This window comes from Acinetobacter sp. MD2 (genome assembly GCF_035615575.1).
Lineage (GTDB): Bacteria > Pseudomonadota > Gammaproteobacteria > Pseudomonadales > Moraxellaceae > Acinetobacter.
The window spans coordinates 197,872-210,945 of record NZ_VTDK01000003.1 but is presented as its reverse complement, the minus strand read 5'-3'; the positions used below and the strand labels follow the sequence as shown (position 1 = coordinate 210,945).

General features: G+C 40.7%; 10 protein-coding genes. 8 read left to right on the top strand and 2 right to left on the bottom strand.

Annotation, left to right across the window (positions count from 1 at the left end; genetic code table 11):
* Positions 1-10: 10 nt before the first annotated feature.
* Entirely contained in the window at positions 11-2,164 is a 2,154-nt protein-coding gene (gene fadB, locus FXN70_RS06045; RefSeq protein ID WP_324646570.1) for a fatty acid oxidation complex subunit alpha FadB, read from the bottom strand.
* A gap of 557 nt (positions 2,165-2,721) precedes the next feature.
* Between fadB and FXN70_RS06040 the strand changes: the two genes are divergently transcribed.
* The 4 genes from FXN70_RS06040 (at position 2,722) to FXN70_RS06025 (ending at position 7,320) form a co-directional block, all read left to right on the top strand.
* The gene (locus tag FXN70_RS06040; protein WP_324646569.1) at positions 2,722-3,312 is read left to right on the top strand and encodes a CHAP domain-containing protein; all 591 of its coding nucleotides are present in this window, start codon (positions 2,722-2,724) and stop codon (positions 3,310-3,312) included.
* 65 nt (positions 3,313-3,377) lie between these two features.
* Positions 3,378-5,177, top strand: a complete 1,800-nt coding sequence (uvrC, locus tag FXN70_RS06035) for an excinuclease ABC subunit UvrC (protein WP_324646568.1) — start codon at positions 3,378-3,380, stop codon at positions 5,175-5,177.
* 175 nt (positions 5,178-5,352) lie between these two features.
* A complete protein-coding gene (gene pgsA, locus FXN70_RS06030; protein ID WP_324646567.1) occupies positions 5,353-5,940 on the top strand; it encodes a CDP-diacylglycerol--glycerol-3-phosphate 3-phosphatidyltransferase in 588 nt (195 codons plus the stop codon).
* Positions 5,941-6,234: 294 nt separating this feature from the next.
* Positions 6,235-7,320 (top strand): GGDEF domain-containing protein, encoded by a 1,086-nt coding sequence (locus FXN70_RS06025; RefSeq protein WP_324646566.1) that lies wholly within the window; start codon positions 6,235-6,237, stop codon positions 7,318-7,320.
* A gap of 43 nt (positions 7,321-7,363) precedes the next feature.
* On the opposite strand, the gene FXN70_RS06020 is transcribed toward FXN70_RS06025, so the two are convergent.
* Positions 7,364-9,901, bottom strand: a complete 2,538-nt coding sequence (locus tag FXN70_RS06020; RefSeq protein WP_324646565.1) for a PBP1A family penicillin-binding protein — start codon at positions 9,899-9,901, stop codon at positions 7,364-7,366.
* 164 nt (positions 9,902-10,065) lie between these two features.
* Here FXN70_RS06020 and FXN70_RS06015 point away from each other — a divergent pair, with 164 nt between their 5' ends.
* From FXN70_RS06015 to FXN70_RS06000, 4 genes are read left to right on the top strand one after another with little or no spacing between them, the layout of a single operon-like run.
* Positions 10,066-11,127, top strand: coding sequence for a pilus assembly protein PilM (locus tag FXN70_RS06015; RefSeq protein WP_324646564.1), 1,062 nt, complete (start codon positions 10,066-10,068; stop codon positions 11,125-11,127).
* Positions 11,127-11,780, top strand: a complete 654-nt coding sequence (locus tag FXN70_RS06010) for a PilN domain-containing protein (RefSeq protein ID WP_324646563.1) — start codon at positions 11,127-11,129, stop codon at positions 11,778-11,780. Before FXN70_RS06015 ends, FXN70_RS06010 begins: the two co-directional genes overlap by 1 nt.
* Positions 11,777-12,544, top strand: a complete 768-nt coding sequence (locus tag FXN70_RS06005) for a type 4a pilus biogenesis protein PilO (protein WP_324646562.1) — start codon at positions 11,777-11,779, stop codon at positions 12,542-12,544. Before FXN70_RS06010 ends, FXN70_RS06005 begins: the two co-directional genes overlap by 4 nt.
* On the top strand, positions 12,545-13,072 hold the full coding sequence (locus FXN70_RS06000; protein WP_324646561.1) for a pilus assembly protein PilP: 528 nt from the start codon (positions 12,545-12,547) through the stop codon (positions 13,070-13,072).
* Positions 13,073-13,074: the final 2 nt, after the last annotated feature.

The window sequence follows — 13,074 nt, the reverse complement described above, 5'->3', positions numbered from 1 at the left end:
ACGTTGCTCCTTAACCGTAGAATTTCTGGTTGTTGTCTGCCATGTCACGCAACAATTGTGGCGCTTCATAAGCCTTGCCTAAGTGGGCGTATTGGTTGCAAAGTGCTACATATTCCGCCACACCTGTTTGGTCGACATAGCGACATGGCCCACCACGAAATGGCGGGAAGCCAATGCCCATAATCATGGCCATATCGGCTTCATTTGGCGTGGCAACAATGTTGTCTTCTAAACAACGTACGGTTTCGTTGCACAGCGCAATCATCATCCGGTCGATAATTTCTTGTGCATCAAACTCACGTTTTTCACTTGTAACCACAGGGGCAATTATGTCATACGCTGTTGGGTCGATGGTTTTTGCTTTTTTGCCTTTTTTGTCTAAGGCATATTTGTAAAAACCAAGATCATTTTTTTGACCTAAACGATTGGCTTCATACATGCTTTGAATTGAGCCTTTAAAATCAGGCTTCATGCGGTCAGGGAAACCTTCCGCCATCACTTCTGCACCATGTACGCCGGTGTCAATACCCACGACGTCCATAAGGTACGCAGGCCCCATTGGCCAGCCAAATTTTTCCATGACTTTGTCAATTTGTTGGAAATCTGCGCCATCTTTGAGTAATAAGTCGAATGCGCCAAAGTAAGGGAACAGCACACGGTTGACCAAGAACCCTGGGCAGTCATTCACCACAATCGGGGTTTTACCCATTTTTTGAGCCAAGACCACGGTGGTTGCCACAGCTTCTTCAGAGGTATGCTCACCACGAATGACTTCAACCAGTGGCATCATGTGTACAGGGTTGAAGAAATGCATGCCAACAAAGTTTTCAGGACGCTTCAACGCTTTGGCTAAACGTGTAATTGAAATGGTTGAGGTATTTGAAGCCAAAATAGTGTTGTCACGGACTTTGCTTTCGGTGTCGGCAAGTACCGCTTCTTTAACTTTTGGATTTTCAGTCACCGCTTCAATCACAATATCGACGTCTTTAAATTCGTCATAACTTAAAGATGGACGAATACGTGCCAAAGTTTCACCCATTTTTACTGGGGTCATTTTTTTGCGTTCAACTTGTTTGGTCAGTAATTTATTGGCCTCGCTCATACCCAGTGCAAGTTGTGGATTACCAATATCTTTCATGATGATTGGCGTGCCTTTGCTTGCCGCTTGATACGCAATACCACCGCCCATAATACCTGCGCCAAGCACCGCAGCTTGATTTACAGGATGTGCACCTTTCTCGTGTTTTTTCGCCATTTTCTTAACGACTTGGTCGTTAATGAATAAACCAATTAAGGCTTCGGCTTGCGGGGTTACTGCTGCTTTGGCAAAGCCTTCCGCTTCAACTTTTACCGCTTCGTCACGGGTTAACGTCACCGATGTTTGGAGTGAGTCCAACATGAACTTTGGCGCAGGATATTGCGCAGGTGGTGCCTTTGCTAACACCATGCCTTTGGCGGTGTTGAAGGTCATCATTTGTTCAAGTGGGTTTAACTTAATTGGCACCAATTTTTCTTGGCGTTTGGCTTTCCAGTCTAAACGCCCCGACATGGCTTGTTGAATTAAATCAAGCGCAGCATCACGCAGTTTATCATCACTAACAACCGCATCGACTGCACCATCTTTAAGTGCAGCCGCGGCTTTTTTCGGTGCTGCCAATGCCATCCATTCGATGGCGTTGTCGGTACCAATTAAACGGCTTAAACGGACCGTGCCACCAAAGCCTGGGAAAATCCCCAGTTTAATTTCAGGTAAGCCGACTTGTGCCGATTGTGCCATCACCCGATAGTCACAGACCAAGCACATCTCAAAGCCACCGCCTAAAGCTGTACCATTAATGGCAACTACTTTTGGAATATCTAAATCTTCAAAACTGTTAAAAATGTCGTGAATGCTGAGCAGCCAGTCTTTAATGGCGGTTTCACCTAAGGCAAAACTGGCACCAAATTCGGTAATGTCTGCACCGACAATAAAGGTCGGTTTTGCAGAAGTGACCAATAATCCTTTAATTTCAGGATGCGCTTTTACGGCCGCAATCGCCGCTTGGAAATCCTCAATTGTGGCTTTATTAAATTTATTAACTGACTCACCTTGTAAGTCAAAGCGGAATTCTGCAATTTCATTTTCTAGCATGAAAATTGAAATCGCGTTACCTGCGTGGATCATGCCCTGATCTCCTTTATTTTGGAGGATTGTATGTCAAAGAATGGGTATCACCTAAATTGGCAAGATACGCTACTTTTAAATCTTACCGTCACTATAGCTAAAAATAGTTTGCTAGGTTGTATCAAGCTGTGACGCAATGGTCATATATTTTAAGTTGAATCTCGATAAAAAGATTCATTCTTTAAATGATAATGACAAAGAAAAGTAATTAATCATGTTTATATTTTGTTTTAAATCATGGTTATAGTAGAAAATGATGTCTGTTTCATCGAATGCAGCATATTTTTGAATGGTTTATGTCAATTAGGTCAATTTTGCTAGGAAAGCTGTTGTGTTTTGTCACAATGGTTTATTGACCTTTTAAGGTATAAAGACATTACAGATACAAATTTTTTGCTGCTGTAATTTGTGATTTAAGTTGCCGAAATTACAACAGTATTTCAGATAAAGTAAAAAGGAATAAGAATCTGTTACAACTATTAATTTGCGATTAAAGATTTGATCTTTAGAATTGAGCGGCTTTTGCAGCGGGCTTAACAGAAATAGGTTTTCTTATCATGATTCATGCTCACCATCATCCAGTTCATACACAGGTCGCACCAGCGCATCAGACGCTTCATGCACGCGTACGTTCGCATGAAAAGCCACATGTAACGAAAAAGCATGCGGCATCAGATGATACCAAGACCAAAAAGCATTTGGTATCAGACGATACCGATACTAAAAAGTCATCGGTTAAAGGGCGACACCATGCTAAAAAAATGACAGTGCAAAAATCGAATAGTGATATTGATGTACATAAATTTGCGAGCAAACTGCAAAGTATTTCTGCGCCGTATAGTACTGAAAAGTGTGCACAGCATGTCAGAATTGCCTTAGAAGTTGCAGGGGCAAATGTGAATCAGCATCCGATTGCTGCATCGGATTGGGGCAGAACCTTAGAAAAAAATGGTTATCATAAAATTAGCCCAAAGTTTAATAGTCCACAAGAAGGCGACATTTATATTATTCAGCGCACGGGCGATCATATTTATGGTCATATTGCAGGTTATACGAGCGATGGATGGGTATCTGACTTTCGCCAAAAGAATTATGCCGTCTATAAAGAAAAAGACGTTAAATATAGCTATTATCGTCTAGAGCTTTAATGGGGCTTGAAAATATAGTTTGAAAGCATCACATTAAAGTGAACCTTTTTTGTGTTTAAAAGCCTGTGAACTCAAACGCTCGTGAACATCTTATTGCCTTGTTAGCCAACATGACTCAATTGCCTGGGGTCTATAAAATGTTGGGCAAATCGGGCGAGCTGCTTTATGTGGGTAAGGCAAAAAACCTAAAAAATCGGGTCAATAGCTATTTTGCTAAAACCATTGAACATCCCAAGACCCAAGCTTTAGTGGCACGTATTTACGACATTGAAACGTTGATTGTTCGTTCCGAAACTGAAGCATTATTATTAGAACAAAATTTAATTAAACTGCATCGTCCGCCGTACAATATTATGTTGCGCGATGATAAATCGTATGTCTACATTTTTATATCGGCAGATCAGTCTTATCCACGAATTGCCAGTGGCCGTGGCAAAGGTCGGCATCAGGCAGGAAAGTTTTTTGGGCCTTATCCTAGTGCCGCCAGTGCCAAAGAAACATTGGTCATTTTAGAAAAATTATTTAATGTGCGCCAATGTGAAAATAGCTATTTTTCGCAGCGAAAACGTCCGTGCTTGCAATATCAAATTAAGCGTTGTAGTGCACCCTGTGTCGGACTCATTAGCCCAGAAGCGTATGCCCAAGATGTGCAAAACTCGATTCAATTTTTAAAGGGTGATACACCTGCATTGAATCAGGAATTGATTGAGAAAATGGAACAAGCCGCAGCAAAACTTGAATTTGAACAAGCTATGTTTTACCGCGACCGTTTAAGTTTGCTGCGTGAAATGACTGCGCAGCAGGCCGTTTATACCCTTAAAGGCGAGGCAGATATTTTAGCAATAGCACATCAAGCAGGTGTGACTTGTGTACAAATGTTGTATGTCCGTAATGGGCAAATGCTAGGTGGCAAAAGCTATTTTCCCGATATGATCGGGGATGATTTAGGGCAATTGCTCAGCGATTTTATTGCTAACTTTTACTTTCAAGTAGCCGATGAAGTGCCAACCGAAATTATTATTAATCTTGATTTTTCTGATCGCGCACAGCTTGAGCAAGCATTGAGTCAGCAATTTGAAAAAAAGATTCAGATTAAAGCCAATGTCCGTGAAACACGGGCAGAATGGTTGGAACTGGCACAAATGAATGTCCAACATGCGATTAAAAGACAGCTCAGTAATCATGTTGAATTACAACAACGATTTAGCCAATTGGCGGAGGTGACGGGTCGCTCAATAGACCGAATTGAATGTTTTGACATTAGCCATACGATGGGCGAAGCCACCATTGCATCATGTGTTGTATTTGACCAAGGCGGTGCACGTAAACGTGATTATCGACAATTTGCAATTCAAGACATTCAAGCGGGCGATGATTATGCCGCGATGCGTCAGGCATTAACTCGCCGCTATAAAAAAGCCATGTTGCCCGATTTATTGCTGATTGATGGTGGTAAAGGGCAATTACACATGGCGATGCAAGTCATGCAAGAATTGAGGTTGGATGCGTTTATGATGGGCGTGTCGAAAGGCGAAGGACGAAAAGCAGGCTTAGAAACGCTACACTTTACCGATGGACATAAAATACAGCTTTCAGAAGATCATAAAGCACTGCATTTAATTCAACAGGTGCGAGACGAAGCGCACCGCTTTGCCATTACCAAGCATCGTGCTAAACGAGATAAACGCCGTGCAGGTTCAGTATTAGAAGTGATTCCTGGCTTGGGCCCTAAACGCCGCCGTGACTTACTGAGCCATTTTGGTGGAATTCAAGGCGTACTCAATGCGTCCGAAAAGGAATTAACGCGAGTGCCGGGTTTTGGTGAAGTGATGGCAAAAACCATTTATAAAGTTTTACATGAATAGCTATTCAATCTACTACGCGTCATTCTCATAGTATATTGCACGCTTTTAATGCAGAAGATGTCGGGTTCTGTAGTCGACACTGCACGCCATTTCGTATAAAGTTGGCAGAGATTTTTTAAAATACAGTGAAATCCACACGCAGTTTGTGGATGCAGGGGCTAAACTGGCGGTGTCTATGACAACAGGGCGAATCCTGAATATTCCAAATCTTTTAACCATCTCACGCATTGTACTGATTCCAGTATTTTTGCTGATTGCTTATTGGCCTCCTGCAATTGGTGTTGCAGGTCATGAGGGCAGCGTCTTTCGGCATGTTTTACTGACCTCAATTTTTATTTTAGCTGCGGTAACCGATTGGTTAGATGGTTATTTGGCACGAGCACTGAATCAAACTTCTGCATTTGGGCGTTTTTTAGATCCTGTTGCCGATAAACTCATGGTGGCTGCTGCATTGGTTGTTTTGGTGCAGTGGAAACCCACAATTACCATGGCTTTTGCTGCAATTGTAATTATTTCACGTGAAATTACGGTTTCAGCCTTACGAGAATGGATGGCTGAGCTTGGGGCAAGAACCAATGTGGCCGTTTCCACCGTAGGTAAATATAAAACGGCCTTTCAGATGGTGGCGATTAGCGTATTCTTATTGAATTGGCCGCCATTAAACTTGTTGGCTTATCTGTTGTTATATACTGCGGTTATTCTGACATTATGGTCGATGTTTATTTATTTGCGTGCAGCATGGCCTTATTTAAAACAACCTTAAGTAAGCTTACATTTTTTCTTTAAACGGACGTTATGTCCGTTTTTTTGTGGGAAAAGATACGTAAATAACTATTCAGCGCCATATTATTTTAATTAAAAGTTTGATTGAGTTATCAAAATAAAATAAATATATGCTGTGTTGTACTTTTATAGGGCTGTAAATAAGGCAAAATGATGCAGCGATTGCGTGATACATCTGATTTGCACTTTATGCTCATTTTAAGTGATCACGTACAGCATGATATGATTATTAATAATCGAATTGATGCTGTATAAGCATGATGAGGATGTGGTTATGTTAAGACGAATGGCACATCAAACCTTAGCCGAACAGTTAGAAATTGGTGAATTTGAGATTTTGCATCGTAAAGAATTACTGCAATTTACCCCTGAAAATGAACAGATCTTGATGACTGTTGCTGATTATATTGATGAAAATTTAGAACCTATCACTGAATTTTTTTATCAAAACTTACTACAAACACCGAGCCTATCGATTATTGTTGGAGATATTGGCACGCTAAATAAACTTAAACTGAGTTTGCGTGGCTATATTCAACAGCTCTTTCAAGGCACGTATGACCTTGATTATGTGAATAGCCGTCTCAGAATTGGCTTGGTGCATAAGCGGGTCAATGTTTCCCCAAATATGTATTTATCTGCCCTTATTCTGTTGAAACACTATATTTTTGATTTATTAGAACAACATCTTCAAGATGCCCAGCAGTTTAAACGGGTCAAATATGCCTTAGATAAGCTACTCTGTTTTGATGAACAGCTGGTTTTTGATACTTATTTTTATAATATGCTGTTAGATGTCAGAATTGCGCATGATCAAGCAAGATCGAATGAAAAAAGACTCAAAACTTTAGTTGAAGAGCGTACCAAACAGCTTTATGAACTTTCCAATAAAGATGCTTTAACCAATTTATGGAATCGCCGTTATTTTGTGCAGCGCTTGCGTTTAGAAATTGAAAATGCCCAAGCCGAATCTATGCCATTAAGTTTATTTTATATGGATTTAAATGGTTTTAAGGCGATTAATGATGTTCAGGGGCATCATCAAGGTGACTTACTGCTAAAAGATTTTGCTCAGCATTTAATGAGTATTTGTCGTCATGATGATGTGATTGCACGGATGGGTGGCGATGAATTTGTTTGGTTAATTTCAAATATGAACTCCGTTAGAGCATCTCAAGTTGCTGTACGTATTGCACAATGGAAGTCGACCACAGTGAGCGTCAGTATTGGCGTTGTTTGTATTGAAACATATCCAATCACGTTAGCTGCCGAAGCGATGCTTGAGAAAGCAGATCAAGTGATGTACCAAGCTAAAAATGCAGATCGGTCACGTTCAACTTGGCAGTTATTACAGCTTTAAATTTTAATGATAAAAAAACCAGCATCGCTGCTGGTTCTTGATATTAATCAACTTGATGAATGAGTTGTTCCATCGCATCTGCTTTATGTGTGGTGGGCTTAGTATTCTTTTGATCTACGCTTTCGGTTCCTATTTTTGGTGGGGACTGATTGGATGGTAATAATATTTCTTCACCAGGTAAATCATCGAAGTCTTGTTCATGTTTCCGTACTGGCGCAACAGGTGCAGGACGGAATGCAGGATGTGCCAATGGCGGTGTTACCCGATTTTCTTGCACATTGACTTCTGTTGTAGTTGGAGCATGAAGCGTTGGCGCTTTGGCATCTTTATCAAAACTAACCCATGCCGATGGTGTACCTGCTAATGCTTTGCCCATAAAGTTCGTCCACAGCGGTAAAGCTGCAACGCCACCATATTCACGTCGGCCTAGCGTTGCAGGCTGGTCAAACCCGACCCATGTAACCGTTACTAGTTTACCATTAAAGCCTGCAAACCAAGCATCTTTGGCATCATTGGTGGTTCCTGTTTTACCACCTAAATCATCACGGCCAATTTTTAAGGCAGCACGTCCTGTACCGACTTCAATCACATCGTGCAAAATGTTGGCCATATCATAGGCAGAGCTTGATTTAATAATTCGCTGTGCTTGGCGATAATCACTTTTGTTGGTTGATGTTGGTTTAGAAGAAAGGTTAGGAGATGAGTGGAATGCTTCATCATCAGGTGTTGCCGCAGGCTGCGTATTTTTATCATTGCTATTCTCATTTTGAATACATGAGATACAAGCATATTCGGGATTGGCCTTATAAATCTGTTTGCCGTAGGCATCTTCAATATGGTCAATAAAATAAGGTTCAACCCGATAACCACCATTGGCAAATGTGGCATAGCCTGTTGCCATTTGTACAGGAAGTACTTGAGGCGTACCTAAGGCAATAGTGAAGTTATTTGGGATATGATTTTCTTGTAAACCAAAATCCATGAGCAACTGTCGTGCACGTTCTACGCCAACACTTTGTAATAGACGCACAGATACTGTGTTACGTGATAAATACAATGCACGTCGTAAAGGAATTTCTCCTAAATAGCGCCCATCGGAGTTCTTCGGTGACCATTTGCCAATGGTAATTGGACTGTCATCGACAATGGTATAAGGAGTCATGCCACGTTCAAGTGCAAGCGCATAAATAAAGGGCTTAATGGTAGAACCCGGTTGTCGCCAGCCTTGCACAGCACGGTTAAACGTTGATTGATAATAGCTATAGCCACCAACTACGGCTTCTATTGCACCGTTATTTGGATTAAGTGCAATCAATTGTCCTTGGGCTTTTGGAATTTGAACCAATGACCATGCTGTTTTATTTTCATTTGGACGCAGGCGAATAATATCATCGACTTTCACAATTTGTGAGGCACGTGATGGAGCAGGGCCAACACTGTTGGCGTTTAAGTAGGGATGTGCCCAAGCCATGCCTGCCCAATTTACAGTAACCGTTTTACCATCGGCAAAGACAGCTTCAAATGTATTTACTTCAACCTTAATTACTTTTGCGGGGAAAGTATTGGCATAGGCCGCAAATTGACTTAAGGGTTTATCGTGTGCTTCGGCACCGCGCCAACCATGGCGGCGGTCATAATCTTCCAGACCCGCTTGAACCGATTCTTCGGCATAAGCTTGACGTTTACTGTCGATGGTGGTGTAAATCTTCATTCCTGAATCGACAGCTTGAGGGCCGAATTTATCGACAATCTCGGCTCGAACCATTTCTGTGATATACGGAAAACGATTGGAAACACCACGGTCTGGCATATTTAAGTTAAGTGGCTCAGCGACAGCAGCTTTATATTCATTTTGCTGAATATAGCCGAGTTGTAACATACGTCCTAAAATCCAATTACGGCGTTCGAGTGCGCGTTCTGGATTAGCAACCGGGTTGTATTTAGAAGGTGCTTTAGGTAATCCGGCAATCATTGCCATTTGGGCAATGCTTAAATCATTTAAGTTTTTGTTGTAATAAATTTTGGCAGCCGCAGCAATTCCATAGGCATTTTTGCCCAGAAAAATTTTATTTACATATAAGCTTAAAATATCTTGTTTAGTCAGATTTTCTTCAATTTTGCGTGCTAAAAAGATTTCAGTCAGTTTTCTTTTTAGGGTACGTTCTGGGCTTAAATAATAGTTTTTAGCCACTTGCATGGTGATGGTTGAACCACCTGTTTGTACATCTGAACCCGTAACACTTTCACTTAACGCACGCCCTAAGCCTTTAAAGCTAATGCCACTATGTTCAAAAAAAGAAGAATCTTCTGCCGCTAAAAAAGCTTGAATAAAATGGGTGGGAATTTGCTTATATTCAACAGGAACGGACAGTTTCCCGCCGTATTCACCAATCAGTTGATGATCTGAGGTGTAGATTTGAATCGGTTTTAATAGCGGTGCTTTTTTTAAGCTGCTCATCTCTGGTAATGATGGCGCAATATAAAGGTACATGCCATAAAAACCCATTGGAATGAGTGCAATAATCATCAGGAAAAATAAAAAAATTGGATGAATTCGACCCGAACAAGATAGCTTTTTCATAACAAGTGATATTTAATATACAGTGGGGTGACCGAGATTGAGTATAGCCTAGAAAAACTTTATTCAGGCGTATTATATGCAACTATTGTGTGAACGTAGTTTGATAAACTCTCGGAATATACGGCACATATCGCTGTTTTACATAAATAATAACAGGAAAACATATGGTGTTTGGGGCAAATCGTAAAGCCAGAAAAGGGTTGATTGGGGTAGATATTAGTTCAACTTCGGTTAAAGTACTTGAGCTCTCTGTTAAGAATGACCGATATTGGGTCGAAAGTTATGCATTGGTTCCCGTCGCAGAAGGTGCGGTGGTGGAAAAAAATATTGTTAATCCTGAGGCGGTTGCAGAAGCAATAGAAAAAGCCTTAGAAATTGGCAATCCATCAAATGTCAATGTTGCATTTGCTGTTCCAACGTCGACGGTGATTCATAAAATCATCGAGATGGATCAGGATATGAATGATGATGAGCGTGAAGTCCAGATTAGGATGGATGCAGAGCAATATATTCCTTTCGCTTTAGATGATGTTAGCCTTGATTTTGAAGTTCTTCCTGAATCTACTGGGCGTACAGGTCGCGTGAATGTATTGCTTGTCGCTACACGGACTGAAAACGTAGAAAGTCGTATGGATACATTGACCTATGCAGGTCTAGTACCGAAAATTGCGGATGTTGAAAGCTATGCTATGGAGCGTGCTTTAACCGTGTTTTCGAATACTTTACCGATGGGTGCACGGGTTATTGCATTACTCGATATTGGCCATTCGATGACAACATTATCGGTTATGCATGACGGTAAAATTATTTATACCCGTGAGCATGTGTTTGGTGGGCGTCAACTCACCCAAGATATCCAACAGCGTTATGGTATGTCTTTTGCTGACGCAGGGCGCTCTAAAAAAGACCGTAGCTTGCCTGATGATTATGATGCTGAAGTGTTATTACCTTTTATGGACAGTGTTGCACAGCAAGCACAGCGTTCATTGCAGTTATTTTTTTCTTCTTCTCAATTTAATGATATTGATCATATTTTATTGGCAGGTGGGACGGCGAATTTACCTGGACTTGCAAAAGTATTGCAGCAGGCATTGGGGTATCGTGTAACTGTTGCCAATCCATTCTTACAAATGGGTTTTTCTCCTCAAGTCAATATTAAAAAAATAGAAGATGATGCTTCCTCTTTGATGGTGGCATGCGGTCTAGCATTAAGGAGTTTTGATTAATGGCGAAGATTAATTTACTTCCTTGGCGTGAAGAGCGAAAAGAACAGCGTAAGAAAAAATTTATTGTATTTTCTATCGTTTCTGCAGTAGTGGGGTTCTTAATTGTATTTGCAGTCTGGAGTTTCTTTGAACAACAACTAAATGATCAACAACATGCGAATCAAATGATTACCGATAATAATCAGCAGTTGGATCAGAAACTAGAAGCATTAAAAGGCTTACAAGATCAACGTAATGCGATTATCGATCGTATGAAGCTCATTCAAGGTTTACAAGCACAAAGACCGATTACCGTACGTTTAGTTGATGAACTTACCCGTGTGATTCCAGATAACTTGTATTTAACCAAAGTAGTACGCCAAGGCGATCAATTTAGCATTGAAGGAAAAGCTGAAAGTCCAAATGCTGTGGCCGAATTTATGCGTAAATTGGGTGCTTCTGCTTGGTATCGCAATGTATTTATGAGTTCATTTGTTGCTGCCGATGATAAAGGCAATGCTCAGCCAAGTTCGGTTGTACCTCGAGTTGAAACGAACTATGGAAGTTTTGTAGTTACCGCCGATTTAGGGCAAATCGCACAAAGCTCAGAACAGAACGTATCGGATCAACCTACTCCACCGCCAGCAAATCAACAGCAAGGGGCTAAACCATGAGTCAGCAGCAGCTTGAAGATTTGAATGATGAAAAGGGTCAGCCAGCAAAGAAAAAACTTTCTTTAGATGGTTTTATTCAGCAATTTAATGCGCTAGATCCGAGTAATTATGGTGGATGGCCTGTTGCGGTTAAGTTGACATGTTGGCTATTTATTGTCTTACTGGTATGTTTTGTTGGATATTTTGCATTGATTAGCGGGCAAATGGATGCAATTTCTACAGCTAAGGCACAAGAAGCTAATTTGTTAAATGATTATCGTGATAAAGAGTCGAAATTACGTAATTTAGAGCAATATAAAAAACAATTGGTGCAAATGCAGCAAGATTTTAACCAGCAATTACAGCAATTGCCAAAAGAGTCTGAAATTCCAGGTTTAGTTGAGGATATCAACATTACTGGTGTGAAATCAGGATTGAAATTTAAAAATATTAGTTTGGATCGTGAAGTTACCCATGACTTCTTTATTGAGCAGCCAATTTTAATTGAGGCAACGGGTGATTATCATGCTTTTGGTCAATTTAGCAGTGTAATTGCAGGATTGCCACGTATTGTCACTTTGCATGATTTTACAATCACAGCCAATCAACCGACTGATAAGAAATCAGAAATTCCTGTTATTACTTATACCATTAAAGCAAAAACGTATCGTTATGTCGGTGATGCTGTGAGCACGCCTACAGAAAATATTACTAGTCAGAATGAAGCTGATACGCCTGATGGAAATAATCATGGAAATGCGAGAGTGAAAAGAGGGCGTAAATAAATGAATTATAAGATTTTTAATGCGCTCGCTTTAGTTGTAATTTTACTTTCGGGCTGTAATGCGAGAGTAGATGATGTGACCAAGCAAATGGCTGATATTCGCAATCAGCCGCCATTACCGATAGAACCGCCACCAACATTTGAGGCAGTTCCTTTATTTAATTATAGTGCACAAAATTTAAGAAGCCCATTCCTGCCAAGTTCTTTGTATACAGAATTAAAAGTTATGGCGGGTAAACGCGTGTATCCTGACCTTTCTCGACAGGCACAGCCACTTGAAAGTTATGCCTTAGAAACTTTAAACATGAAGGGCAGTATGAAGGATATTCATGGTCAGGTTATTGCACTGATTCAAACGCCTGATGGGGATATTAGCCGAGTGCAAGTGGGGAACTATATGGGGCTCAATCAAGGCCGTATTACCAAAATTACACCGACTGCAATTGAATTGGTTGAAATCATTTCAGATGGACATGATGGTTATGTTGAGCGACCTAGAAGTCTAGTGTTGATTGGTCCAGCATCATAAAT

Excerpts from the sequence above, each read along its gene's own strand:
- FXN70_RS06005 (WP_324646562.1), top strand. The coding sequence starts at position 11,777 with ATGAGTCAGCAGCAGCTTGAAGATTTGAATGATGAAAAGGGTCAGCCA.
- FXN70_RS06020 (WP_324646565.1), bottom strand. The coding sequence starts at position 9,901 with ATGAAAAAGCTATCTTGTTCGGGTCGAATTCATCCAATTTTTTTATTT.
- FXN70_RS06025 (WP_324646566.1), top strand. The coding sequence starts at position 6,235 with ATGTTAAGACGAATGGCACATCAAACCTTAGCCGAACAGTTAGAAATT.
- FXN70_RS06015 (WP_324646564.1), top strand. The coding sequence starts at position 10,066 with ATGGTGTTTGGGGCAAATCGTAAAGCCAGAAAAGGGTTGATTGGGGTA.
- pgsA (WP_324646567.1), top strand. The coding sequence starts at position 5,353 with ATGACAACAGGGCGAATCCTGAATATTCCAAATCTTTTAACCATCTCA.
- FXN70_RS06010 (WP_324646563.1), top strand. The coding sequence starts at position 11,127 with ATGGCGAAGATTAATTTACTTCCTTGGCGTGAAGAGCGAAAAGAACAG.
- FXN70_RS06040 (WP_324646569.1), top strand. The coding sequence starts at position 2,722 with ATGATTCATGCTCACCATCATCCAGTTCATACACAGGTCGCACCAGCG.
- FXN70_RS06000 (WP_324646561.1), top strand. The coding sequence starts at position 12,545 with ATGAATTATAAGATTTTTAATGCGCTCGCTTTAGTTGTAATTTTACTT.
- fadB (WP_324646570.1), bottom strand. The coding sequence starts at position 2,164 with ATGATCCACGCAGGTAACGCGATTTCAATTTTCATGCTAGAAAATGAA.